We start from the raw sequence: 24,461 nt of genomic DNA on the forward strand, positions 1-24,461 counted from the left end.
CCCGGAGGCCCGCCCGTGAACCTGAGGACCCTGCTGCGCGAGGCCCTCACCGCCGCCCGCACCGCGCCCGTGCCCTCCGCCCTCGTGCTGTTGGTGGTGGCCGCCATGTGCTTCGCGGCCGTCGCCACGGTGGGCCGTCAGGCGGCCACGGAGGCCGCCGTCGCCGCGGAGCTCTCCGGGCCCGCGGCGCGCGTGCTCACCGTGACGGACTCGGGTGGCACCGGCTTCCTCACCGGCGCCACCGTCGCCACCCTCGCCGGTCTCGACTCCGCCGGGGCGGCCCTGGCCCGCGACATGCCCGTGGACACGGTGAACGCCGCGATCGGTGCGGGCGGGACTCGCGTGGCGGTGACCCACGTGGTGGGCACCGTCGACCGCGGCGTCGAGCTCACGCGCGGCCGCCTGCCGGGCCCCGGGGAGGTGGTGGTGCCCGAGGCGAAGCTGGCCGAGCTGGGCCTGGCCCAGCCCTCCGGAGCGCTCGAGTCCGGAGACGGACGCCAGTGGGCCGTGGTGGGCGCGTTCGAGGCGCTCACCCCGTTCGAGGACCTCGCGGACTACGCGATTGCCGTGCCCGCCGCGCCGGCCTCCCTCGTGGTCCAGCAGGTCCGTGTCCTGGCCCCGGACACCGCCGGCACCCGCGCCATGCAGGACTCGGCCCTGGCCGTGATCGACCCCGACCCGCGCTCCTCGCAGGTGCAGACCGCGCGGGCGCTGGCCGCCGGGAACGCGACGATCACCGGGGAGCTGGCCGGGCTCGGCCGGTCCCTGCTGCTGCTCATCCTCGGGGCGGGCGCCTTCTTCGTGGCGATCGTGGTGCTCGCCGACGTGCTCATCCGTCGCCGCGACCTCGGCCGCCGCCGCACCCTGGGCATCGGCCGCGCGGACCTCGTGCTGCTCGTGGCGGTCCGCACCGCCGCGCCGGCGGTGCTCGGGGCGGTGGTGGGCGCGGGGACGGGCTACGCCGTCGTCGTGGGGCAGGGCGGGGCGCTGGGGCTGGACTTCGTGGCGGGGGTGGCCGTGCTCGCCGCGCTGACCGCCGTGGTGGCCAGCCTGCTCCCGGCGGCCTTCGCGGCGTTCCGCGACCCCGTGCGGGTGATGCGCACGGCCTGACCCCTTCCGCCCGCCGGCCGCGTTCTCGCCCGCCTCGATTCCCGCGCGTCGCCCGCCGCGCGTCGGCGGCCGCAGTGCGCGTGCCGCCGGATCAGAAGGTGTAGGGCACGCGCTCCCAGGTCAGCAGCGGCTGATCGGCGTGGCGGCCCCGGCCGGCGTTCATCGGTGCCACGGAGAAGCGGGTCCACTCGTTGGACGTCGCGGCGCCCTCCACGGTGATGCGCTCGAGGTTCTCCACGGGCGCCACGCCGTACACGTCGAGCCACGGGGAGCCGGCGGTCAGCGGGGCGTCCGCGGTGTACTCGTGGGAGTCGCCGTTGATCAGGTACACCGGGCCGTCGAAGTCGCGGGAGAGCTCCGCGATGAGCTGCACGGTCTCCGTGTAGGCCTGCTGCTGCGCGGCGGCCTCGTCCGAGATCTCCCCGTCCACCACGGCGCCCGGGTAGAACATGTCGGCCTGCATCATGATGACCACGCCGCGGGCATGCCGGCGCTCGGCGTCGGCGAACAGGTCGCGGATGAGGGCGTGGTTGGCGGCGTCGCGGGCCTCGACCTCGGCCAGCTGCTCGGGGGTCGGCGCGGTCAGGCCCAGGCCGGTCCACGGCAGGGTGGAGTTCTCGGAGCCCTGGACGTTCACCACACCGAACTCCACGCGGCGCTCGGTGAACCGGGCGTTCTCCGGCAGGCCGATCTCGTCCTGCGCGTCCACCGTCATGGGCTCGCCGAGGGTGCGGTCCGCCACCGGGTAGAACACCTCCCGGAAGGCGTCCAGGCGCTCGAGCGGGTCGTAGGCGCCGTTGTTGGTGCGGTGGCAGTCCGTCCAGTCGTTGTCGCCCGGGGTCAGCACCAGCGGGTGCGCCAGGCGGTCGAACTCCCCGCGGATCATCGCGAAGTACTCGTCGGAGCAGACGGCGGAGCCGGCCTTGATGTCGCCCACGTGGGCCACGAAGGAGAACTCGTCCTGCGCGGAGAGCTCGTCGATCATCTCGGGGAACGCGGCCACCTGCGCGGCGCCGTAGGGCACGTCGCCGATCACGCCGAAGCTGAAGGACTCCGCCTTCGTCCCCTTGCCGACGGCGGCGGTCGCCTGCGCGTGCGCGGCGGCGTGGGCGGGCGGGGCGGCGACGGCGGGGGCGGCCGCGCCGAGGGAGACGGTCAGGGCCGCGGCGGCGGCGAGGGAGAGGCGGGCGAGGCGGGCCATGGGGCACTCCTGGGGGAGGGGCGTCGGGGACGGCCCGACGCTAGGCCCCGGGGATGACCGCCAGGGCGCGCCCCGGTGACGCGTGGGGCCGACCCGGGTGACGGCGTCGTGAACGGGCCCCGTCCGCTCCGCCCCACCCCACCCCGGCGAATCCACTGCACTTGTGACCCGAATGAGGGCGGATTCGGCCCCCAGAAGGGTCAGAAGTGCAGTGGATTCGCTCCTCCCGGGGAGGGTCGGCTCAGGCCGCCATGAACTCCCACTGGTGGCCGTCCGGGTCGATCACCTGACGGGAGAAGACGCCGGAGGCGGACATGTCCTCCTGCAGGTCCTCCGGCAGCTCGACTTCGGTCCCGCCGGCCTCCACCGCCGCCGCCACCAGGCGGTCCACGGCCTGCCGGTCCGGCGCGGTGAGCTGCAGCAGGGCCGAGTTCGTGGTGAGGCAGTCGGCGATCTCGCGCTCCCCGATGAAATCCGTGTAGAACCCGGGACTCAGGTACATCGCGAAGGTGGAGTCGGTGAGCGCCACGCACACGGAGTTCTCATCCGAGAAGTCCTCGTCGATCCCCGCTCCGACGGCGGTCCAGAAGGAGCGGATGCGCTCGGTGTCCGTGGTCGGGAGGTTGATGTACACCGGCTGGGAGAACAGGGCCATGCCGAGCACCGTAGTCCAGGCCGCGCGCGCGGAGCGAACTGCCGGCCGAGGCGTGACCGGTGTCTCTCCGCGCGGCCCCGCGGGCGCGACGTCGACCGTCCGCCGTCAGCGCGTCCGGGCCCGTTGGTAGCGTGAGCGCATGAGCCTTCCCCCCTCCGCGCCCGCCGACGGCACCGCACCCGGGCCCGTCCCCGCCGGCTGGCCGCCGTCGGGATGGCCGGGCCGCGCTGAGCGCCGCCGGGCCGACCCTGCGCGCTGGGCCCCCGGCCCGTTCCACTGGGGGGACGCGCTCGTGGTGCTGGCGTACGGCGGGATCATGGTGCTCGGCCTGGGGTTCCTGCTGGCCGCGGCGCTGGGCCTGGTGCCCGCGGACCCGTCCGCCCTCACCGTGCTGGACGGGTTCACAGTGAACCTGCTCAGCTACGCCATCCTCGTGACGCTCGTGCTGCTGGTGGCCTGGCGGCCGCTGGTCACCTCGCTGCGGGTCTTCGCCACCGGCACGTGGTGGAAGATCCTGCTGCTGCCGGCGCTGTGGTTCACCACCATCCTCGTCAACGCCCTGCTGCTGTCCCTGATCGGGGACGCGCAGACCAGCGCCAACCAGGCCGCCCTCGAGGAGATGACCACGCAGGCCCCGCCGGCGCTGATGATCCTCATGACCGTGGTGGGCGCTCCGCTCGTGGAGGAGTACCTGTTCCGGCACCTGCTGGTGGGCAAGCTCTCCCGCTGGATCAACGTGTGGGTGTGCGCCGCGGTGTCCGTCCTGGCGTTCTCCTTCCTGCACTTCCTGGGCACGGGCGGCGACTTCCGCCTCGTGGAGGTGGTCCCGTACCTCACGCTCGCGGTGACCATCACGGTGACGTACATCCTCATGGGCCGCTCCTTCGGGTACGCGGTGCTGCTGCACATGGTGAACAACGGCATCGCGATCGCCATGCTCTACCTCGTGGCCCCGCTGCTGCCGGAGATGCCGCAGCCGGTCACCCCCACCACGGTCCTGGCGCCCTTCCTGGCGCTGCTCGGCTGACGTGACGGCCTCGCTCGGCCCCCGGCGCGACGCGGTCCCTCGCCCCTCGCGTCCCACCCCCTCCGGTACGGGCGCGACGGCGGCCCCGCCCCCGGAGTCCGGCCGCGGCCTCTCCCGGCGTATCCTGGGCCTGGCGGTCCCTGCGTTCGGCGCGCTGATCGCCGAGCCCCTCTTCCTGCTGGCGGACACCGCGATCGTCGGGCATCTGGGCACCGCCCAGCTGGCCGGCGTCGGGGTGGGGACCACGGTCCTGCACACCGCCACGGGGCTGATGATCTTCCTGGCGTACGCCACCACGCCCGCGGTGGCGCGGATGATCGGCGCGGGGAACCTGCCCGGCGCCATGGCCCGCGGCCGGGACGGGATCTGGCTCGGGCTGCTGCTGGGCACGGCGCTCGCGCTCGCGGGCTGGGCCGCCGCCCCGCACCTCACAGCGGCGCTCGGCGCGGCAGGGGAGACCCACGCCCACGCCACCGCGTACCTGCAGTGGTCCATGCCCGGGCTGCCCGCGCTGCTGGCGGTCCTGGCCGCCACGGGCGTGCTCCGCGGCCTGCAGGACACCGTCACCCCGCTGGTGGTGGCCGGCGGCGGGTTCGCGGTGAACATCGCCCTCAACGTGGTGCTCGTGTACGGGGCGGGGCTGGGGGTGGCCGGCTCCGCGATCGGCACCTCCGCGGTGCAGTGGGCCATGCTGGCCGTGTACCTGGCGGTCCTGGCGCCCCGGTTCCGCCGCGCCGGCACGGGCCTGGCCCCGCTGGCCTCCGGCATGCGCGCCACCGCGCAGGTGGGCTCGTGGCTGCTGCTGCGCACCGCGAGCCTGCGCGCGGCCATCCTCATCACCGTCATGGCCGCCACCGGCCTGGGGGACGTCACCCTCGCGGCGCACCAGCTCGTCTTCACCCTGTACTCCACGCTCGCGTTCGCCCTCGACGCCCTCGCGATCGCCGCGCAGGCGCTGATCGGCACCGAGCTCGGGGCGTCCCGGCCGCGCCAGGCCCGGCGCCTGACGGAGGTGATGGTGCGCTGGGGGCTGGGCTTCGGCGTCGTGACCGGCGTGCTGCTGGCAGCGCTGGCCTGGGTGCTGCCCCCGCTGTTCACCCCGGACCCGGCCGTGCAGGCCGCCGCCACCGCCGGGCTGCTGGTCCTCGCCCTGTCCCAGCCCGTGGCCGGGTACGTGTTCGTCCTGGACGGCGTGCTGATCGGCGCCGGCGACGCGCGGTACCTGGCGCTGGCCGGTGTCGTGAACCTGGCGGTGTACGCCCCCGCGCTGTGGCTGCTCGCCCAGGCGGCCGCGGGCGGGCTCGGCCGGGGCCCCGCGTCCGACGGCGCCGCGCAGGTCGCGCTGCTGTGGTGCGGGTTCGCGGGGGTGTACCTGGGGGCGCGGGCGCTGACCCTCGGCCATCGCGCGCGGCGGGACGCCTGGATGACCCTCGGCTGAGCCCGGCGCGGCCCGCCTCCCTAGACTGGGGCGGTGACCACGCAGAAGACCCCCCTCGCCATCTCGTCCGAGGTGTTCAAGCCCATCCTGATCCGCGCCGGCGTGGCGCTGCTCTTCGGGCTCTCCACCGTGTTCCTCCAGAACCCGGGGCTGACCTGGATGAAGGTGGCGTTCGCGCTGTTCCTCGTCTTCTCCGGCTCCGCCCTGTGGGAGTACCTGCGCCGGGACTGCGTGCCGGAGGCCATGCGCTCCCCGCTGTCCCTCGCGGCGGCCGCGTGGCTGCTCGGCACCGTGCTGCTGTTCTTCTTCGGCACCCCCGGCGGCGTGGGCCTGACGGTGGCCGCCGCACTGATCCTCGGCGGCGTGGCCGAGCTCGTGGCCTGGGCGCGCTTCCGCCGGACCTTCATCCCCGCGCGGGACCAGCTCTGGACCGGGCTCGTCGGCCTCGCCTCCGGCGCGGCGCTGGCGGTGGGGGCCGTGCAGGGGCTGGACCCGCACGGCCAGCTGGGCATCGTGGGCGGCGGCGCGATCATCACCGGCGTGCTGCTGCTGATCTCGGGCCTGGGCTTCCACCACGAGGTCCGGCGGGACCGCGGCACCGCGCAGGGCCTCTGACCTCCGGGCGCCCGTCCCGCCCCCGGCGAACGGGCCCGCCGTCCGGAGTGACCCCGGCGTAGACTGGCCGGGTCCGACGCGCCCGCATCCCGCGGGCGCCGCCGACGCCCCCGATGCCCACCCGTAGGAGACCCGCTGTGAGCGCACAGTCCCCCCGACCGTCCGACGACCGCACCCGCCGTGGTGCCGGCCGACCGGCACGCGGCGGCCTGCGCAGCAGCGTGACGGGCCCGCTGGTGTTCTCCGCGGTGCTCGGCCTGGTGGGCGGCTCGATCGCCGCGCTCACCGCCTCCGGCGGCACGGACAACCCGCTGCGCATCGACATCGGCCTGATCGCCTTCGGCGTGTTCTTCATGACCTCCCTCGTGGTGGTGGCCATGCTCCAGCTGGCCTCTCGCGAGAACCCCGAGCGCCTCTCCCAGGGCTCCGGGATCAACCGCTCCTCGGAGGAGGAGTTCCAGCGCCGCGCCGCCGAGCGTCGGGCCAAGGCCGCCCAGGAGCGCCGGGCCGGCGCCTCCGGGCAGCGCCCCGCCGGCGACGGCGAAGCCCCCCGCGCCTGAGCGCCGGCGTCCGCCCCGCCGCCCCTCCGGGCTCCGGCGTCAGAACCCGAACTGCGCCGCCACCGTGCGCAGGGTCTCCGCCGAGGTCGCCAGGCGCGCCCGCTCGTCCTCGTCCAGCTCGACCGGCAGCACCCGCTCCACCCCGGCGCGGCCCACCACGGACGGCAGGGACAGGGCCACGTCCGCCAGCCCCATCACCCCGTCCATGACGGTGGAGACCGGCAGGATCGCGTGCTGGTCCCGCAGGATCGCCTCGAGCAGCCGCGTCGTCGCCACGCCGATCGCGTAGTTCGTGGCGCCCTTGCCCTGGATCACCTCGTACGCGGCGTGCGTGACCTCGTGGGCGATGCCGTCGAGTTCCTCCCGCGTGAACGCGGGGGCGTCGGCGTCGGGCCAGGCGAGCAGCGGCGTCGGGCCGATGCTGGCGGAGCTCCACACGGGGAACTCGGTGTCCCCGTGCTCGCCGAGGATCACGGCGTGCACCGAGGAGGGATGGACGTGCACGCGGGAGGCCAGCTGCCAGCGCAGCCGCGAGGTGTCCAGGAGGGTGCCGGAGCCGATCACGCGGCCGGCCGGCAGGCCCGTGATGCGCTGGGCCGCGAGCGTGAGCACGTCCACGGGGTTGGAGACCAGCACGATCAGCGCATCCGGGGCCACGGACTGCACCGTGGGCAGCAGCGTCCGCAGGATCGCGATGTTCGCCTCCGCCAGGTCCAGGCGGGTCTGGCCGGGCTTCTGCTTGGCGCCGGCAGTGATCACGACCACCTCGGCGTCGGCCAGCACGGCGGGGTCGTCGCCGCCGGTCATCTGCGTGGTCGAGGTGAAGGCCGTGCCGTGGGCCAGGTCCAGGACCTCGGCGCGGACCTTGGGGCCGTCGATATCGTAGAGCGCGACCTCGCGGGCCACGCCGCGGATCAGCGTGGAGTAGCAGATCGCGGTGCCGACGGCGCCGGCGCCGATCACGCCGACCTTCCGGTGGCGCAGGGCGGGGGAGGCGGGGCGGGCGTCGTCGAGGGGCATGGGCACGGCAGCGTCGGAGAGGCTCATGCGGCCAGGTTAGGCGTCACCCGCGGGGCGGGGGAGCGGTCAGTCGCCCTTCTTCTTGGCCTTCTTCCTGCCCTTCTTCTTGGACTTCGTGGACTTCTTGCCGTCCTTGTCCTTCTTCTTCGCCTTCTCCTTCGGCTGCCCCTCCGCGACGACGTCGGCCGCCGCGTCCGCGGGCTCGTCCCCGGCCGCGGTGGCCGGCTCGACGGCGGGGGCCGCCGTCTCCTCGTCGGCCTCGGCCTGACGGGCCCGGTAGCTGCGCACATGCGTGCGGTTGGCGCAGTTGGCGGCGTCGCAGAAGCGTTTGGAGCGGTTGCGGGAGGCGTCCACCAGCGTGTTCTCGCAGTCCTCGCCCGCGCACGTGCGCAGGCGGTCCAGCTCGCCCTCGAGGGCGGCCTCGGCGAGGGCCAGGGCGGCCATCGCGGTGAGGCGCTCGACGGCATCGGCCGGGGTCTGCGCGGGGGTGAGGTCCACGGCGCCGTCCGCGTCGGCCACCAGGCGCAGCGCGCCGGTCTCGGCGAGCAGGGCGTTCACGGCCTCCAGGGCTGCGGCCTGGTCCTCCGCGGCGAGGGCCCACAGCTCGGTGAGGCGGGCGCGCAGGGCGTGGGCGCGGTCCCGGGCGGCGGCGGCCACCCGCAGGCGCACGTCCCCCTCCTGCAGCTCGGGCACCAGCGTGGGGAGCTGCGTGCCGGCGGTCAGGCGCTCCTCGGCGGGCTGACCCCCGCGCATCCCGGGCGCGGAGTCCAGGAACACGGTGATCGACGTGAGGCGGCGCAGGGTGGGGGCGGAGAGCATGGGCCCAGCCTACGGCGGAGGGCCCCTGGCCGTGGCCCGCTTCACAGCCGTTGACACATCCTGCCGTGTCCTGGCGCTCGGCTAACCTGACCGTCAGACCTCCGCGGCCGTCCGCGGGGACGAGCCGACGAGGGCGCTGGAGCGTCCCCGCACCCAGCATCCAGGAGTCGCCATGTCCCAGACCACCCAGACGGAGGGCCGCCTCTCCGCCGGCCACGCGATCGTCAAGACGCTCGAGGCGCACGGCGTGAAGCGCATCTACAGCGTGCCGGGCGAGTCCTACCTGGATGTCCTGGACGGCCTGCACGATTCGCAGATCGAGAACGTGGTGTGCCGCCACGAGGGCGGCGCCACCTACATGGCCGAGGCGGACGGCAAGATGAACGAGGTGCCCGGCGTCGCCATGGTGACCCGCGGCCCCGGCGCCGCGAACGCCCATGTGGGTCTGCACACCGCGTGGCAGGACTCCACCGCCATGGTCCTGTTCGTGGGCCTCATCCCGTTCGAGCACCGCGACCGCGAGGCCTTCCAGGAGTTCGACCCGCACGCCTGGTTCGACTCCGGCGCCAAGCGCGTGATGGTCCTGGACCACCCCGAGCGCGCGTCCGAGATCGTGGCCGAGGCCATGTTCGCCGCCGCGTCCGGGCGCCCGGGCCCCGTCGTCGTCGGCCTGCCGGAGGACGTCATCCGCGTGGAGATCGACGCCGAGCTGCACCCGCAGATCCCCGTGGCCACCGGCGGCATGACCGTGGAGGACTGGAAGGCGCTGCACGCCGCGCTCAAGGAGTCCAAGAAGCCGCTGTTCATCACCGGCGGCAACGACTGGACCGACGCCGGCGCCGACGCGCTCACGTCCTGGCTCGAGGACCACCGCATCCCCGCCGCCGCGGAGTGGCGCACCGAGGGCACCGTGCCGTTCTCCTCCCCCTCCTACGTGGGCCCCATCGGCTACGGCCGCCCGGACTGGACGCAGCGGCTGCTCGAGGAGACGGACCTGATCGTGTTCGTCGGCACCGTCCCCGGGGACGTGGTGACGGACGGCTTCACGATCCGCCAGAACTGGGACAAGAAGAACTTCCTGGTCACCATCGACCCGTCCCTGCGCGGCCGCTCCGGCCCCGTGTCGCACCAGATCGTGGCCAAGCCGGACGTGTTCGTCCGCGACCTGGTCCGCATGGACCTCGCGGTGAAGCCGGAGTGGGAGGAGTGGGCCTCCCGCATGCGCGGCGAGCAGGAGACGTTCGCCGCGCTCCCGTCGGCGGAGCCGTCCGAGGGCCAGGCGAGGATGTCCACCCTCATGGCGAACCTCGTGCCGAAGCTGCCGAAGGACTCGATGATCTCCCTCGGCGCCGGTGAGCACACCAACTGGGCACACCGCTACTTCCCCACCGAGGGCTACCGCGCCATGATCTCCGCCCGCAACGGCTCCATGGGCTACTCCGTGCCCGGCGCCGTGGCCGCGTCCCTGAACTTCCCGGACCGGGTGGTGGTCACCATCGCCGGCGACGGCGAGTTCCTCATGAACGGCCAGGAGATGGCCACCGCCGCGCAGTACGGGGCCACCCCGCTGATCGTGGTCATGGACAACCAGGAGTACGGCACCATCCGCACCCACCAGGAGCGCGAGTACCCCGAGCGCGTCTCCGGCACCCAGCTGAAGAACCCGGACTTCGCGAAGATGGCCGAGGCGTTCGGCGGCGTCGGCATCCGCGTCGAGCAGGACGAGGACGTCCCGGCCGCCGTGGAGAAGGCCCTGGCGACCGTGCAGCAGGGCGAGCAGTTCGCCCTCATCCACCTGATCGTGGAGCAGCGCGTCAAGGCGTACTGACCCCGGCGCCCCCGGCGGAGCTCACGACGACGCCCGCGCTCCCGGCCCCCCGACCCTCCCCTCGCGGTAGGGTCGGGGGGCCGTCCGGCGTCCTCTGAGCAGGGAGCCCCCGTGACCGGGGAGCGCGACCGGCCGCACACCTTCACCCCCGTTACCTTTCTCGTGGCTCCTCCATCGATCAGGATGAGCAGGTGCCGGCCAGCCGGTCCTCGGCATGATCGTTGCCCCCAGTCGACTGCATGATCCGGGGGGTGTTGTCACCGAGGACCGGTCTGGTGACCACGGATCGCTAATAGAGGCGCGAGCCCCTCACCGGGGCCCTTCGTAACGTGGATGCCGAGCGTGATCACCACTGGAGCTGGCCAGCACACTCATGGCCCCCGCAAGCCCAGGAGGACGACCGCGATGACAGTCCAGCCCCCAGCCGTGTTCATCGGCCTTGACGTCGGCAAGGCCGAGCACCACGCCGTGGCCCTCACCGCGGCCGGGAAGAAGGTCTACGACAAGGCCCTGCCCAACGACGAGACCCGCCTACGCGGCATCCTCGCCGAGCTCACCACCACCTACGGGCCGGTGCTGCTCGTGGTGGACCAGCCGGCCACGATTGGGGCCCTGCCCGTGGCCGTGGCCCAGGCCTGCGAGGGCGTTGAGGTGGCGTACCTGCCCGGGCTGGCGATGCGACGGATCGCTGACCTGCACCCCGGCTCGGCCAAGACCGACGCCAAGGACGCGGCGATCATCGCTGAAGCAGCCCGCACGATGCCCCATACGCTGCGCTCCATCCGAGTCGATGAGGAACAGATCGCAGAGCTGGCCATGCTCGCCGGTTTCGATGACGACCTCGCCGCGCAGATCACCGCGACCTCGAACCGGCTGCGCGGACTCCTCACCCAGATCCACCCGGCGCTTGAGCGCGTGCTCGGGCCCAGGATCACCCACCCCGCCGTGGCAGACCTTCTCGGCCGGTACCCCACCCCGGCGCAGCTGAAGACCGCCGGGGCGGGGAATGTGCGTGCCCGGCTGCGCAAGCACGCCCCACGACTGGCGGGCTCGCTCACGGAGCAGATCTTCCAAGCCCTGGACGAGCAGTCCGTGGTCGTGGCTGGCACGCAGGCCGCGGCCACCGTGGTGCCCATCCTGGCCGAACAACTCGCCGGACTGACCCGTCAGCGGGCCGGACTGGCCTCCCAGGTGGAGGCTGTGGTGGAGGCCCACCCTCTTCACCCGGTCCTGATCTCGATGCCCGGAGTAGGGATCAGGACCGCCGCACGCATCCTCACTGAAGTTGTGGGCAAGGACTTCGTCGATGCCGGGCATCTGGCCTCATACGCCGGGATCGCCCCGGTCACCCGACGCTCAGGGACCTCGATCCGCGGAGAGCACGTAGCCCGGGGAGGAAACAAGCGCCTGAAGCGGGCCCTGTTCCTCTCAGCGTTCGCTTCGCTGTCACACCCGCCTTCCAGGGCGTACTACGACCGCAAACGAGCCCAGGGCAAACGCCACAACCAGGCGCTGATTGCGCTGGCCCGGCGCCGCACCGACGTGCTCTACGCGATGCTCCGCGATGGCACCCTGTATCAAGATCCGACCGCCCCGCCAGCACCATCATCAGTCGCTCTCGCGGCTTGACGAAAACCATAGAGGCACCCCCCACACGACGGGAGACCCGTGTCCACCGCCGCCCCGCACGCGCCCACGCCTCAGCAGGCCGCCGAGCCGACGCCCGAGCAGCTCCAGTCCGTCCGCCGCGCCCTCCGCTCGCCCGGCCGCCTCAAGACCGAGGTGCTCGCAGGTCTCGTGGTGGGGCTCGCCCTGATCCCCGAGGCCATCGCCTTCGCGCTGATCGCCGGCGTGGACCCGCAGGTGGGCCTGTTCGCCGCGGCCACCATGGCCATGACCATCGCGTTCGTGGGCGGTCGGCCGGCCATGATCTCCGCGGCCACGGCCGCCACGGCTCTCGTCGTCGCGCCCCTCGTGCAGTCCCACGGGCTGGACCATCTGCTCGCCGCCGTGATCCTCGCCGGCCTGATCCAGGTGGTGCTCGGCTTGCTCGGTGTCGCGCGGCTCATGCGGTTCGTACCGCGGTCCGTGATGGTGGGCTTCGTCAACGCCCTGGCCATCCTGATCTTCACCGCGCAGCTGCCGGACCTGATGGGCGTGCCGTGGCTCGTCTACCCGCTCACCGCCCTGGGCCTGGCGATCATCCTGCTGCTGCCACGGCTGACCACGGCCGTGCCCGCCCCGCTCGTGGCCATCGTCGTCGTCACGGCGATCGTGCTGCTGGCCGGCGCGGACGTGCCCACCGTGGGGGACAAGGGCCGGCTGCCGGAGGCCCTGCCCGCGCTGCTGGTCCCGGACGTCCCGTTCACCCTCGAGACGCTGCAGGTGATCGCGCCCTACGCGCTGGCCATGGCCGTCGTCGGGCTGCTGGAGTCCCTCATGACCGCCAAGCTCGTGGACGACATCACGGACACCCGCTCCTCGAAGACCCGCGAGTCCTGGGGCCAGGGCGTGGCCAACGTGGTCAGCGGGTTCTTCGGGGGCATGGGCGGCTGCGCGATGATCGGCCAGACCATGATCAACGTGAAGGCCTCCGGGGCCCGCACCCGCATCTCGACCTTCATGGCGGGCGTGTTCGTGCTCCTGCTCTCCGTGACCCTGGGGGACGTGGTGGCGCTCGTGCCCATGGCCGCGCTCGTGGCCGTCATGATCTTCGTGTCCCTCGCGACCTTCGACTGGCACTCGATCCAGCCGTCCACGCTGGCGTTCATGCCGAAATCCGAGACGTTCGTGATGCTCGTGACCGTGGCGGCCACCGTCCTCACCCACAACCTCGCGATCGGCGTGGGCCTCGGCGTGCTCGCCGCCATGGTGATGTTCGCCCAGCGGGTCTCCCACCTGGCCACCGTCACCCGCACCCTCGAGGGCGAGGGGCGCGACGCCGTCGCGCACTACCGCGTCCAGGGCGAGCTGTTCTTCGCCTCCTCCAACGACCTCTACCCCCAGTTCGACTACGCGGGGGACCCGGCGCGGGTGCGGATCGACTTCCGTGACGCCCACCTGTGGGACGCGTCCACGATCGCCGCCCTCGACGCCATCGAGGAGAAGTACCGGCGGCACGGTGCCGCCGTGGAGATTGCCGGCCTCAACGTGGCCAGCCGTGCCATGCGCGCCCGGATATCCGGCCGCCTCGGCGGAGGGCACTGAGGCCTGGGCGGAGCGCCGTACGCCGAGCCCGGCGGAGCGCCGAGCCGGTCAGGGCAGCGGTGCCGTCGGGACGTCGAAGCGCACGGTGGGGTCCTGCTTCGGGGTGCCGTCCAGGCGCGTGTGGACGCGGTCCCGGAGGACGCCGCCGCACGCGGTGACGACGGCGACGGAGCCGGCGTTGGACTCGTCGCACGTCACGAGGGCAGTCTCCACGCCCTCGGCGTGCAGCAGGGCGAGGGCGCCGCGGAGCATCCGCCGGGCGTGTCCGCGCCGCCGGAACCCCGGGCGCACTGCGTACCCCACGTGCCCGTTGACGTGTCGCAGCCCCTCGTTGAGCTCCCACCGCACGGACACGCGCCCCACCAGCGCGCCCTCCGCGTCCTCGGCGGCGAGCATCGACGAGCGCACCCACCGCGGGTCCGTGTCCCCGCGGGCGTCCCGGGCGAATGCCTCACGCACGGCCGTGAAGTCGCCCTCTTCCTCGTAGCCCATCAGGAACGCGAATCCGTCCTGGGACAGCTCGGCGACGGCGGCCCGCGCCTGCGCCTCGTCCCGCGCCGCCAGGGGGCGCAGGGTCAGCCCGTCCACCGTGATCGTCGGGGAGGGGTCGGGCAGGGCCGTGGCGTCAGGTGCGGCCGGGGAGGGGACCGTGGGGGCGATGTCCGTGACGGGACGGCCGGGCATGTCGGGCGAGGCGCCGGTCGAGGCGGAGGTGCGGGCGTCGTCGGGGGCGGGCATGGGACCACGGTAGACCGGCAGAAAGGGTGACGTGAGTCACATGACGGGCTAGGGTGGGGCGCATGGACACCCCCGCCGGCACCGCCCTCGAAGCTCGCCCCGAGATCGCGGGGGAGGCCGTGTCCCGCGTCGCCATGACGGCCGCGGCGCTCGAGCTGATCCGCCGACTCCTCCCGATCCATGGCCCGCTCATGTTCCACCAGTCCGGCGGCTGCTGTGACGGCTCCTCGCCCATGTGCTACCCCGCCGGCGACTTCCGCACGGGCGCCTCCGACGTCCTGCTGGGCACCTTCGCGCTGCCGGCCGAGGGGGACCAGGCCGCCGGGGAGATCCCGTTCTGGATGTCCGCCGCCCAGTTCGAGTACTGGAAGCACACCCACCTCACCCTGGACGTGGTGGACGGGCGCGGCTCCGGCTTCTCCGTCGAGGCGCCCGAGGGCAAGCGGTTCCTGATCCGTTCGCGGTTGATGGCCGGCTCGGGATGAGCTCGACCCTCGCCACGGGCGCCTACCGACGCGCCGTGGACCGGGCCCACGAGTCCCTCGCCTCGGTCCGCCTGTCGCTCGCGCCGTCGTCGCCCACCGCTCCGACCGGCGCGGACCAAGGCCTGCGCGCCGCCCTCCAGGGGCTGCGGCGAGAGGTCCGCGAGTCCTGGCTGCGCTCCCTCGGCGCCCTCACCCCCGCGGTGCCCGGCCAGACCGACCCGGCCACCCTCGCCGACGACGACCTCGCCGCCGCACGTCGCGAGCAGCGTCTCGCCGTGGCCCTGCCGGTGGTCCGCCGCATGCTCATCCACCCCGCGGCCGAGGCCGGGATGCTCGCCGCGATCGGCAACGCGCGCGGCCACCTGCTGTGGGTCGAAGGCGACCGGACCGCGGTGCGCCACGCCGAGGCCATGGGCTTCGTGGCCGGTGCCGACTGGTCCGAGGCGTCCATGGGCACCTCCGCCCCCGGCATCGTCCTCGCGACCGGCGCCCCCACGCAGGTCAGCCGCGGTGAGCACCTGAGCCCGCGCGTGCACCCGTGGAGCTGTTCGGCCGTCCCGCTCACGGACCCTGCCACCGGGCGGCTCGTCGGGGTCCTGGACCTCACGGGCGGCGAGGACGCCGTCAGCCACCTCGCCCTGCCGCTGCTCCAGGCCACCGTGGACGCCGTGCACGCCGCCTGGCGGGACCTGCCCGCCCCGTCCCGGGGCCGTCCCCGCGGCACCGTCCCGACGCCGTGCCCCTCGGTCCCGCCGTCCGCCTCGCCGGAGCCGAGCCCCGCCGCTGCGCCGCACCGCCACGACGCCGCCGCGGGCCTGCTGCGCGTCACCGGCCACCTGCCGCCCACGCTGGACGGGGTCGAGCTCACCGGCCGGCACGCCGAGATCCTCACCCTCCTCGCGTGGCACGGCCCGGGTCTGACCGGTGCCGAGCTCGAGGTCGCGCTGTATCCGGAGGAGACCGCCGGGCATCGGCCCGCGCCGGGCGACGCCCCCGCCCGCGCCATCTCGCTGCGCGCCGAGGTGCATCGACTCCGCCGGGCGCTGCAGGACGTGGGGGCGCTGGTGGCGCTGCTGTCCCGGCCGTACCGGCTCGTGGGGGAGGTGCATGCGGACCTGCTGTGCGCGCGGGAGGCGCTGCGCGCCGGGGATCTGGACCGTGCGCTGCACGCGGCGGCCGGGCCGGTGCTGCCGCGGTCGGTGTCCCCCGGTGTCGCCTCGATCCGGGTGGAGCTGGGGGAGGCGCTGCGCGAGGCCGTCGCCCAGGACGCGGATGTCGAACAGCTCTGGGCCTACCTGGGCCGCCCCGAGGCCCGCGACGACGTCGAGCTCTGGGGCGCCGCCCTGCGTCTGCTGCCGACGGACTCGCCGCGGCGCGCGCTCGCCGTGGCCACGCTCGAGCGGATCGAGCGGGACCTGGCCTGACCCGGCCCGCCCCTCACCCGCGCCCGGCTGCAACCTTCGTGCAACCTCCTTGTGACTAGGGTCACAGCCACGGCAAGGCGCCACCCGGCGCCGAGGCAACCGCAGGCAAAGGAGCCAGCACCATGACCGTCTACGCATTCCCGGGCACCGAGGGAGCCAAGGTCGAGTTCAAGTCCCGCTACGAGCACTTCATCGGCGGAGAGTGGACACCCCCGGTCAAGGGCCAGTACTTCGAGAACGTCACGCCCGTGACGGGCAAGGTGTTCTGCGAGGTCGCCCGCGGCACGGCCGAGGACATCGACGCCGCCCTCGACGCCGCCTGGAAGGCCGCCCCGGCCTGGGGCGCCGCCTCGGCGGCCGAGCGGGCGCTCGTGCTGCACCGCATCGCGGACCGCATGGAGGAGAACCTCGAGATGCTGGCGGTCGCGGAGACGTGGGACAACGGCAAGGCCGTCCGGGAGACCCTCAACGCGGACGTCCCGCTGGCCATCGACCACTTCCGGTACTTCGCCGGCGCGATCCGCGCGCAGGAGGGCGGCCTGTCCCAGGTGGACGAGGACACCGTCGCCTACCACTTCCATGAGCCGCTGGGCGTGGTCGGCCAGATCATCCCGTGGAACTTCCCGCTGCTGATGGGGGTGTGGAAGCTGGCGCCCGCGCTGGCCGCGGGCAACGCCGTCGTGATCAAGCCCGCCGAGCAGACCCCGGCCTCGATCATGGTGTTCATCGAGCTGATCGCGGACCTGCTGCCGGCCGGCGTCGTCAACGTGGTCAACGGCTTCGGCCTCGAGGCCGGCAAGCCGCTCGCGCAGTCGCCGCGCATCCGCAAGATCGCGTTCACGGGCGAGACGACGACGGGCCGGCTGATCATGCAGTACGCCTCGGAGAACATCATCCCGGTGACCCTGGAGCTGGGCGGCAAGTCGCCCAACGTGTTCTTCGAGGACGTCATGGCGAACGACGACGCCTACTGGGACAAGGCACAGGAGGGCTTCACCCTGTTCGCGCTGAACCAGGGCGAGATCTGCACGTGCCCGTCGCGTGCGCTCGTGCAGGAGTCGATCGCGGAGAAGTTCCTCGACGCCGTCGTGGAGCGGACCTCGCGCATCGTCACCGGCAACCCCCTCGACACGGACGTGATGATGGGCGCCCAGGCCTCCAACGACCAGCTCGAGAAGATCACGTCCTACCTGGACATCGGCCGTCAGGAGGGCGCCGAGGTGCTGATCGGCGGCGCCCGCGCCGAGATGGAGGGCGAGTTGGCCGGCGGCTACTACGTGCAGCCCACGATCTTCCGCGGGGACAACTCGATGCGCATCTTCCAGGAGGAGATCTTCGGTCCGGTGGTCTCGACGACCACGTTCACCGACTTCGACGACGCCATGCGGATCGCCAACGACACGCTCTACGGGCTCGGCGCCGGCGTGTGGTCCCGGAACGGCAACACCGCCTACCGCGCGGGCCGGGCGATCCAGGCCGGCCGCGTGTGGGTGAACAACTACCACGCCTACCCGGCCCACGCCGCGTTCGGCGGGTACAAGTCCTCCGGCATCGGCCGCGAGAACCACCTGATGATGCTCGACCACTACCAGCAGACCAAGAACCTGCTCGTCTCCTACTCCGAGGACAAGCTCGGGTTCTTCTGAGCCGACGCCGGCACCGCACGACCCCCCTCCCCACTCCACGAAAGGTGATCCCCCATGACCACGATGAAGGCAGCCGTCGTCACCCAGTTCGGCAGAGAGGCCGACGTCACGGAGGTCGAGCGCCCGACGCCCGGCCAGCACCAAGCGCTCGTGAAGCTCATCTCCTCGGGCGTCTGTCACACGGACCTGCACGCGATGGAGGGCGACTGGCCGGTGAAGCCGACCCCGCCGTTCATCCCGGGTCACGAGGGCGTGGGCATCGTCGAGGAGGTCGGACCCGACGTCGAGAACCTCAAGGTCGGGGACATGGTCGGCAACGCGTGGCTGGGGGGCGCGTGCGGCCACTGCCAGTACTGCCGCACCGGGTGGGAGACCCTGTGCGAGGAGCAGATCAACGGCGGCTACTCCATGAACGGATCCTTCGGCGAGTACATGCTCGTGGACGCCCGCTACGCGCCCGTGATCCCCGAGGGCGCGGACCCGATGGAGGTCGGCCCGATCCTGTGCGCCGGCGTCACGGTGTACAAGGGGCTGAAGCAGACCGAGGTGCGGCCCGGGCAGTGGGTCGTGATCTCCGGCATCGGCGGCCTGGGGCACATCGCGGTGCAGTACGCCGTGGCGATGGGCATGCGCGTGGTGGCCGTGGACGTCGCGGACGACAAGCTGGCGCTCGCCACCCGGCACGGCGCGGAGCTGACCGTGAACGCGAACGTCGCGGACCCCTCCGTGGAGATCCAGGAGAAGATCGGCGGCGCCCACGGCGTGCTCGTCACGGCCGTGCACCCGCAGGCGTTCGGCCAGGCCATCGCGATGACCCGCCGCGGCGGCACCATCGTGTTCAACGGCCTGCCCCCGGGCGACTTCCCCGCGCCGATCTTCGACATCGTCCTCAAGGGCCTGACCATCCGCGGCTCGATCGTGGGCACCCGTCAGGACATGGTCGAGGCGCTCGAGTTCTATGCGGCCGGGAAGATCCACCCGACGTTCCACACCCGTCCGCTCACCGAGATCAACGACGTGTTCGAGGAGATGCGCCACGGCAAGATCGAGGGCCGCGTCGTCATCGACTACGCGATGCAGGACTGACGTGTCGCCTGGGCATCCGCTGGGCGCGGGGTAGTATCGATACATCACGCGCACCAGTGCGACGGCGGTCGTCCCGCCCGAAGATCCGGGCCGGGGCGGCCGCCGTCATCGTCGCGGGGGCGGGGCGGGCCGCAGCGCGCCCGACGCCCGAGCCTCAGCGGGCCGCGGCCGGGGCGACGCCGTCGCGCAGCCACTCCAGCGTGGCCGGCCAGAAGGTCGGCGCGAACCGCGCGTGGAACAGTCCGAAGTGCCCGATCTGCCCGACACCGAGCTCCTCCGGCCGCACCCGCCAGCGCACCGTCCGCCGATCCGGCGAGTAGGCGTCCGCGCGGTCGAGGGCGGCGTCGGTGCCGAAGTCGTCGTCGACGGGCGCCACGATCAGCGCGTCCGCCGTGAACGCGGCCAGACGACGGCGCAGCTCGTCCCGGCCGGCGGCGGTGCGGGCGCCCGCGGTGAAGTCGCGCCGACTGCGCGCCCAGTCCAGGGCGACCCCGCGCGGCAGGTTCTCGAGCCAGCCGAGCCGCCGCCCCGGGAAGTGACCGCGGGCCAGCGTGACCACCGGCATCGCCGCGTGCCACCGCGCCCACATCCGCGCCCTCCCCGGCCGCGCCCGGTAGTCCCGCCAGTACGCGTGCTGCCCGCCCACGGCCATGTGCCGGGCCACGTGACGCGCCTCGTCCGCGAGCCCGACGCCGAACCCGCCGAAGCTGTGGCCCACCGTCAGGAGGGGGCCGGGCAGGCGCGTCCGGGCCCAGCCGAGCACGGCGTCCGCGTCGAGGGCGCCCCAGTCCGCCCAGCGCGCCCGCCGGGCCACGGCGAACGGCTCGCGGGACTCCCCGACGCCCCGGTAGTCGAACGTGACCGTGTGGAACCCGTGGCCGGCGAGGAACTCGGCGTAGCGCCGGTAGTACGTGGCCTTCACCCCGGTCGCCGGGGCGATCACCACCGCGCCGGCGGGCGGGGCCGGGGGCGTCGTCGTCGTGGGGGCGAAGTGGCGGGCCGCGAGCACGAAGCCGTCGCGGGCGCGGAGGCGCACGGGGGTGGAGGTGGTCTGCGTCACGCCGCCACCCTAGGTGCGGGGCGGAGCGGCCTGCGACACAATGGGCCCATGACTGAGACCCTCCAGAGCTCGTCCGGCGAGAGCCGGGACGAGATCCTCGCCCGCCTCGAGGAGATCTACGCGAACGACCCCGCGGTGCGCGAGCACGGCGTCACCCTGGGCGAGGCCGCCGAGGGCCACGTGACCCTGCACCGGGACGTCACCGCGGACATGGTGAACTCCCACGAGATCTGCCACGGCGGCTTCCTGTTCCACCTGGCCGACTCGGCGCTGGCGTACTGCGTGGCCACCTTCGGGGACACCCCCGTCACCCGCCGCGCGGACATCACCTACGTGGCCCCGGCCCGGCTGGGCGCCCATCTCGTGGCCACCGCGCGCGAGAACGCCGAGTTCGGCCGGGACCGCGTGATCGAGGTCCGCGTCACCGCCGATGACGAGCTCGTCGCCTACTTCACCGGCCAGGCCACCAGCCCGCGCCGCTGACCCCGCCGCCCCGCCCCGCAAGAGAGGAACCCGCATGACCACCGCACCCGAGAAGCCCACCCCCACCGGCCCCGCCTTCCCGACGGGCCCGGTCATGGAGTCCGTGCGCCTGCACGTGGCCGAGGGCGCCGAGGAGTCCTTCGAGGCCGCCGTCGCGGAGGCCGCTCCGATGTTCCGGGAGCACGGGGCGACGTCGTTCCGCCTGCTCCGGCAGGTGGAGGAGCCGCAGCACTACCGGCTGCTCGTCGGCTGGCCGCGGATCGAGGACCACACGGAGGGCTTTCGGAACTCCCCGGCGTTCCCCGCGTGGCGGGCGCTGGTGTCCCCGCACCTGGTGAAGACCCCCGAGGCCACGCACTGGACGGACATCCTGTCCCAGGCCTGACCGCTCCGGCGCCCGCCGTGGCCCCGTGGCCGCTCAGAGGTGCAGGGCCGCCAGCCGCGTGAGGGAGGCCCGGATGCCGCGGGCGTTGTCCTGCGGGGTGCGGGCGAGCTCGTGTACGCGCATCGCGGCCTTGGAAAGGTGCGAGTAGTCGAAGGTCTCGGTGACCTCGGTGGCGCCGTCCCTGGCGTCGAGGAACTCCCAGCGCCAGCGGTGGCCGCCCGGGTGCCGCCACTCGAGCACGCGGCTGGGCTCGGCCTCCGTCACCGTGTTCGTCATCCGGTAGGGGACGCCGAACTTCCGCATGCGCACCGTGAACCGGTCGCCCGTGGCCAGCCGGTGGGGGCCGACGACCGTCGCCTGCACCGTCCCGGAGCCGTCCACCTCGTGGTGGCGGTGGGGGTCCGCCAGCAGGGCCCACAGCTCCTCGGCGGGCGCGGCCACGGTGTGCCGGAAGGCCACGCGGTGCGGGCCGGCGTCGACCCGTTCGGGCCAGCCGGCCTGCTTCGCGGCGGAGGGGCGGGCGTCGGCGGGGCGGCGGGCGCCGCCGTCGTCGGGGGAGGGGGAGAAGGCGGAGGAGGGGGTGTCCATGCGCTCACCCTAGGGCCAGCCCCGGCCCTGCGCCTCCCTGCCGCAGCCCCACGACGGAGCCGCCCATGGCCGCCCCCGTCCGGCCCGCAGGAGTCGGCTGGACTCGAGCGCCGCGCGCCGTCGCACTGAACGGTCCGCGCCCGACGGGTCTAGGGTGAGGCCATGAGCGCATGGGGAATGCACGCCTTCGAGAACGACGACGCCCAGGACCTGGTGGACCAGATCCTGGATGGGACCTTCCGGCTGGAGGAGCGCCGCGGCACGTTCCGCTCCGAGGAGGACGGGTACATCGACGCGGCCTCGGGCGCGGAGCTGATCGCCCTCGGCGCCGTGGTGCGCGTGGCGCAGGACGCCGCCTCCCCGGCCGCCCCGGCTCTCCACGAGATCGCCGGCACGGACGAGCTGGACCTGGAGGACTTCCTGGCCCAGTTCACGGACGAGGACCTGCAGACCCTGCGCGAGCTGATCGGGGTGACCGTCCACGACCCGGCCGCGTCCGAGCTCTACGAGCTCTGGAACGAGGCCGGTGAGCGCGAGGAGTGGGCCCGCGTCTCCCAGGAGGAGGGCCTCCCGGGCTGACCGGGTGCCTCAGCGCGCGTAGCGCGTGAGCCGCAGGGAGTTCAGCACCACCAGCACGGAGGAGGCGGCCATCGCGCCGCCGGCGATCATCGGGTTGAGCAGGCCGGCGGCCGCCACCGGGATGCCGAGCGTGTTGTAGGCGAACGCCCAGAACAGGTTCGTGCGGATGATGTGCAGCGTCCGCCGGGACAGCTCGAGCGCCTGCACCACCTGGTCCAGGTCCGAGCCCAGCACGGTGATCTGCGCGGCCTCCTGCGCCGCGTCCGTGCCGGAGCCCATCGCGATGCCCACGTCCGCGGCGGCCAGCGCCGGGGCGTCGTTGACGCCGTCGCCCACCATCGCGACGACGGCGCCCTCGCCCTGCAGGCGGCGCACCACGTCCACCTTGTCCTCGGGTCGCACGCCGGCGATCACGTCCTCGGGGGCGATCCCGACGGCGGCGCCCACCTGGGCGGCCACCGCGGCGTTGTCCCCGGTCACCAGCAGCGGGCGCAGCCCGAGCCCGCGCAGGCGGGCGATCGCGGCGGCGGAGGAGGGCTTCACGGTGTCCTGCACCGCGAGAATGCCGGCCGGGCGGCCGTCCACGGCGACCCACACGGCGGTGGCGCCGGCGGCCTCGGCGTCCGCGAGGGCGGCGCGGTGGGCGTCCGTCAGGGCGTCGGGGCCGAGCTCGGCCTCCAGGAAGGAGGTCCGGCCCACGGACACGCGGTGCGGGGTCGGGCCGCCGGGGCCGTCGGCCAGCGCGACCGTGCCGCGCACGCCGCCGCCGGCCGTGGAGGAGAAGTCCTGCACCGCGGGCACGTCGAGTCCGCGCTCGCGGGCCCCGTCCACGATGGCGTGGGCGATCGGGTGCTCCGAGCCGGCCTCCACCGCCGCGGCCAGCGCGAGGAGCGCGTCCTCGGGGAGGGGCGCGGCGTCGTCGGAGACCGGGGTGGGCGCCGTCTCCCGCACGGAAGCGTCCGACGCGCCGGCCGTTTCACGAACGGAAGCGTCCGACGCGCCGGCCGTGTCCCGAACGAAAGCGAGGGGGGTGACGGCGGTGAGGCGCATGCGGCCCTCGGTCACGGTGCCGGTCTTGTCCAGCACGATCGTGTCCACGGTGCGGGAGTCCTCGAGGACCTCCGGGCCGCGGATGAGGATGCCCAGCTGGGAGGCGCGGCCGGTGCCTGCGAGCAGGCCCACGGGCGTGGCCAGGCCGAGGGCGCACGGGCACGCGATCACCAGGACGGCGACGCCGGCGCGGAGGGCGGGGGCGACGTCGCCCGTCACCAGCAGCCAGACCGCGAAGGTCAGCACCGCGATCACCAGGACGATCGGCACGAACACCGCGGAGATCCGGTCCGCGAGGCGGGCCACGCGGGCCTTGCCGGTCTGCGCGTCGGCCACGAGCCGGCCCATCTGCGCCAGCGTGGTGTCCGAGCCCACGCGGGTGGCGCGGGCCACCAGGCGGCCGGACGTGTTGAGGGTGGCGCCGGTGATCGCGTCCCCGGGCCCCACCTCCTCGGGGACGGACTCGCCCGTGAGCAGGGAGGCGTCCACGGCGGAGCGGCCCTCGAGCACCTCGGCGTCCGTGGGGACCTTCTCCCCGGGGCGGATGAGCACGACGTCGCCGGGGGCCAGGGACTCGGCGGGCACCGTGCGCTCGGCCCGGGTGGCGGGGTCGTAGAGGGTGGCCTGCGCGGCGCCGAGGTCCAGCAGGGCGCGCAGGGCGGCACCGGCCTCCCGCTTGGCGCGGGCCTCCAGGAAGCGGCCGAGCAGCAGGAACGTGGTGATCACCGCGGCCGTCTCGAAGTACAGGCTGTGGTGGGCCATGGCGGCCATGCCCCCGCCCACGTGGGCGGTCATGTCCGGGTCCAGGACCAGCTCGACCGCCGAGTACAGGTACGCCACGAGCACGCCCACGGACACGAGCGTGTCCATGGTGGAGGAGCCGTGGCGGGCGGCGCGGAACGCGGCGGTGTGGAACGGCCACGCCGCCCAGAACACCACGGGGGTCGCCAGGGCGAACGCCACCCACCCCCAGTGCGGGAACTGCAGGGCCGGGACCATGGAGATCAGCACGAGCGGCACCGTGAGCAGCGCCGCGCCGATCAGCCGGGGCTTCAGCACGTCCTCCCGGGGCCCGTGGGACATGTGGTCATGCGCCTCGCCGGGGCCGGCCCCGTGGTGGTCCAGGTCGTGCGCCTCGGGGGCGGCGTCGCCGTCGTGTGCGGGATGCCGGACGTGCGCGTCGTCGTCGTGGTCCGCGGCGGGGCGGGCCGGGGCGGCGGCCGGGCGGCGCACCGTGGCGCCGTAGCCGGCCTTCTCGACGGCGGCCACCACGTCCTCGTCGGACACACCCGCGGGCACGGTGACGGCGGCCTGCTCGAGCGGCAGGTTGACGGAGGCGCTGACGCCCTCGATCTTGCCGAGCTTGCGCTCCACGCGCCCCACGCAGGATGCGCAGGTCATGCCGGTGATGTCGAGGTCCACGCGGCGCGTGGCGCTCGGGGCGGGGGCCCCGGGGC

23 protein-coding genes are annotated in these 24,461 nt (G+C 73.8%); 15 read left to right on the plus strand and 8 right to left on the minus strand.

The window, feature by feature from the left end:
• The first annotated feature begins 15 nt into the window (after positions 1–15).
• Positions 16–1,110, plus strand: a complete 1,095-nt coding sequence (locus BJ976_RS00290; protein WP_135030876.1) for a permease — start codon at positions 16–18, stop codon at positions 1,108–1,110.
• Positions 1,111–1,201: 91 nt separating this feature from the next.
• Here the strand turns inward: BJ976_RS00290 and BJ976_RS00295 are convergent, their stop codons facing one another.
• Positions 1,202–2,311: a metallophosphoesterase gene (locus BJ976_RS00295; RefSeq protein WP_135030875.1), complete on the minus strand. Its 1,110-nt coding sequence runs from the start codon at positions 2,309–2,311 to the stop codon at positions 1,202–1,204.
• Positions 2,312–2,552: 241 nt separating this feature from the next.
• Positions 2,553–2,966, minus strand: coding sequence for a VOC family protein (locus BJ976_RS00300; protein ID WP_135030874.1), 414 nt, complete (start codon positions 2,964–2,966; stop codon positions 2,553–2,555).
• 139 nt (positions 2,967–3,105) lie between these two features.
• Between BJ976_RS00300 and BJ976_RS00305 the strand changes: the two genes are divergently transcribed.
• From BJ976_RS00305 to BJ976_RS00320, 4 genes are all read left to right on the plus strand, one after another.
• Positions 3,106–3,993 carry a CPBP family intramembrane glutamic endopeptidase gene (locus BJ976_RS00305; protein WP_135030873.1) on the plus strand — a complete coding sequence of 296 codons (888 nt, stop codon included), beginning with the start codon at positions 3,106–3,108 and terminating at the stop codon, positions 3,991–3,993.
• Positions 3,994–4,114: 121 nt separating this feature from the next.
• Positions 4,115–5,431 carry an MATE family efflux transporter gene (locus tag BJ976_RS00310; protein ID WP_229667491.1) on the plus strand — a complete coding sequence of 439 codons (1,317 nt, stop codon included), beginning with the start codon at positions 4,115–4,117 and terminating at the stop codon, positions 5,429–5,431.
• A gap of 33 nt (positions 5,432–5,464) precedes the next feature.
• The gene (locus BJ976_RS00315; RefSeq protein WP_135030871.1) at positions 5,465–6,046 is read left to right on the plus strand and encodes a hypothetical protein; all 582 of its coding nucleotides are present in this window, start codon (positions 5,465–5,467) and stop codon (positions 6,044–6,046) included.
• Between the two features lie 137 nt (positions 6,047–6,183).
• Complete coding sequence (locus BJ976_RS00320; protein WP_135030870.1) at positions 6,184–6,606, plus strand: hypothetical protein; 423 nt, start codon at positions 6,184–6,186, stop codon at positions 6,604–6,606.
• Positions 6,607–6,645: 39 nt separating this feature from the next.
• On the opposite strand, the gene BJ976_RS00325 is transcribed toward BJ976_RS00320, so the two are convergent.
• Together BJ976_RS00325 and BJ976_RS00330 are read right to left on the minus strand one after the other, a co-directional pair.
• Positions 6,646–7,626 carry an L-lactate dehydrogenase gene (locus BJ976_RS00325; RefSeq protein WP_135030885.1) on the minus strand — a complete coding sequence of 327 codons (981 nt, stop codon included), beginning with the start codon at positions 7,624–7,626 and terminating at the stop codon, positions 6,646–6,648.
• 66 nt (positions 7,627–7,692) lie between these two features.
• Positions 7,693–8,445, minus strand: a complete 753-nt coding sequence (locus BJ976_RS00330; protein WP_135030869.1) for a CGNR zinc finger domain-containing protein — start codon at positions 8,443–8,445, stop codon at positions 7,693–7,695.
• Positions 8,446–8,617: 172 nt separating this feature from the next.
• Between BJ976_RS00330 and BJ976_RS00335 the strand changes: the two genes are divergently transcribed.
• The 3 genes from BJ976_RS00335 (at position 8,618) to BJ976_RS00345 (ending at position 13,480) form a co-directional block, all read left to right on the plus strand.
• Positions 8,618–10,273, plus strand: a complete 1,656-nt coding sequence (locus BJ976_RS00335; RefSeq protein WP_135030868.1) for a thiamine pyrophosphate-dependent enzyme — start codon at positions 8,618–8,620, stop codon at positions 10,271–10,273.
• A gap of 405 nt (positions 10,274–10,678) precedes the next feature.
• The gene (locus tag BJ976_RS00340; protein WP_184231788.1) at positions 10,679–11,902 is read left to right on the plus strand and encodes an IS110 family RNA-guided transposase; all 1,224 of its coding nucleotides are present in this window, start codon (positions 10,679–10,681) and stop codon (positions 11,900–11,902) included.
• Between the two features lie 39 nt (positions 11,903–11,941).
• Positions 11,942–13,480 (plus strand): SulP family inorganic anion transporter, encoded by a 1,539-nt coding sequence (locus tag BJ976_RS00345; RefSeq protein ID WP_135030440.1) that lies wholly within the window; start codon positions 11,942–11,944, stop codon positions 13,478–13,480.
• Between the two features lie 48 nt (positions 13,481–13,528).
• Here the strand turns inward: BJ976_RS00345 and BJ976_RS00350 are convergent, their stop codons facing one another.
• Positions 13,529–14,218, minus strand: a complete 690-nt coding sequence (locus BJ976_RS00350) for a GNAT family N-acetyltransferase (protein ID WP_229667482.1) — start codon at positions 14,216–14,218, stop codon at positions 13,529–13,531.
• 62 nt (positions 14,219–14,280) lie between these two features.
• Between BJ976_RS00350 and BJ976_RS00355 the strand changes: the two genes are divergently transcribed.
• The 4 genes from BJ976_RS00355 to adhP all read left to right on the plus strand — a co-directional run bounded on the left by BJ976_RS00355 (position 14,281) and on the right by adhP (position 18,859).
• Entirely contained in the window at positions 14,281–14,703 is a 423-nt protein-coding gene (locus BJ976_RS00355) for a DUF779 domain-containing protein (protein ID WP_135030439.1), read from the plus strand.
• On the plus strand, positions 14,700–16,127 hold the full coding sequence (locus BJ976_RS00360) for a helix-turn-helix domain-containing protein (RefSeq protein ID WP_135030438.1): 1,428 nt from the start codon (positions 14,700–14,702) through the stop codon (positions 16,125–16,127). The genes BJ976_RS00355 and BJ976_RS00360 overlap by 4 nt, the downstream gene beginning before the upstream one ends.
• Before the next feature lie 122 nt (positions 16,128–16,249).
• The gene (exaC, locus tag BJ976_RS00365) at positions 16,250–17,773 is read left to right on the plus strand and encodes an acetaldehyde dehydrogenase ExaC (protein WP_135030437.1); all 1,524 of its coding nucleotides are present in this window, start codon (positions 16,250–16,252) and stop codon (positions 17,771–17,773) included.
• Between the two features lie 54 nt (positions 17,774–17,827).
• Positions 17,828–18,859 carry an alcohol dehydrogenase AdhP gene (adhP, locus tag BJ976_RS00370; RefSeq protein WP_135030436.1) on the plus strand — a complete coding sequence of 344 codons (1,032 nt, stop codon included), beginning with the start codon at positions 17,828–17,830 and terminating at the stop codon, positions 18,857–18,859.
• Positions 18,860–19,013: 154 nt separating this feature from the next.
• Here the strand turns inward: adhP and BJ976_RS00375 are convergent, their stop codons facing one another.
• The gene (locus BJ976_RS00375) at positions 19,014–19,919 is read right to left on the minus strand and encodes an alpha/beta hydrolase family protein (protein WP_135030435.1); all 906 of its coding nucleotides are present in this window, start codon (positions 19,917–19,919) and stop codon (positions 19,014–19,016) included.
• A 48-nt stretch (positions 19,920–19,967) separates the two neighbouring features.
• Here BJ976_RS00375 and BJ976_RS00380 point away from each other — a divergent pair, with 48 nt between their 5' ends.
• Both BJ976_RS00380 and BJ976_RS00385 read left to right on the plus strand, forming a co-directional pair.
• A complete protein-coding gene (locus BJ976_RS00380) occupies positions 19,968–20,402 on the plus strand; it encodes a hotdog domain-containing protein (RefSeq protein WP_135030434.1) in 435 nt (144 codons plus the stop codon).
• Between the two features lie 34 nt (positions 20,403–20,436).
• Positions 20,437–20,787 (plus strand): putative quinol monooxygenase, encoded by a 351-nt coding sequence (locus BJ976_RS00385; RefSeq protein ID WP_135030433.1) that lies wholly within the window; start codon positions 20,437–20,439, stop codon positions 20,785–20,787.
• A 33-nt stretch (positions 20,788–20,820) separates the two neighbouring features.
• Here the strand turns inward: BJ976_RS00385 and BJ976_RS00390 are convergent, their stop codons facing one another.
• Complete coding sequence (locus BJ976_RS00390) at positions 20,821–21,375, minus strand: SRPBCC family protein (protein WP_135030432.1); 555 nt, start codon at positions 21,373–21,375, stop codon at positions 20,821–20,823.
• Positions 21,376–21,537: 162 nt separating this feature from the next.
• On the opposite strand from BJ976_RS00390, the gene BJ976_RS00395 reads away from it, so the two are divergent.
• Positions 21,538–21,954: a DUF4259 domain-containing protein gene (locus tag BJ976_RS00395; RefSeq protein WP_135030431.1), complete on the plus strand. Its 417-nt coding sequence runs from the start codon at positions 21,538–21,540 to the stop codon at positions 21,952–21,954.
• 9 nt (positions 21,955–21,963) lie between these two features.
• On the opposite strand, the gene BJ976_RS00400 is transcribed toward BJ976_RS00395, so the two are convergent.
• Positions 21,964–24,426 carry a heavy metal translocating P-type ATPase gene (locus tag BJ976_RS00400; RefSeq protein WP_338105827.1) on the minus strand — a complete coding sequence of 821 codons (2,463 nt, stop codon included), beginning with the start codon at positions 24,424–24,426 and terminating at the stop codon, positions 21,964–21,966.
• Positions 24,427–24,461 lie beyond the last annotated feature (35 nt).

The organism is Micrococcus flavus (assembly GCF_014204815.1).
GTDB lineage: Bacteria > Actinomycetota > Actinomycetes > Actinomycetales > Micrococcaceae > Micrococcus > Micrococcus flavus.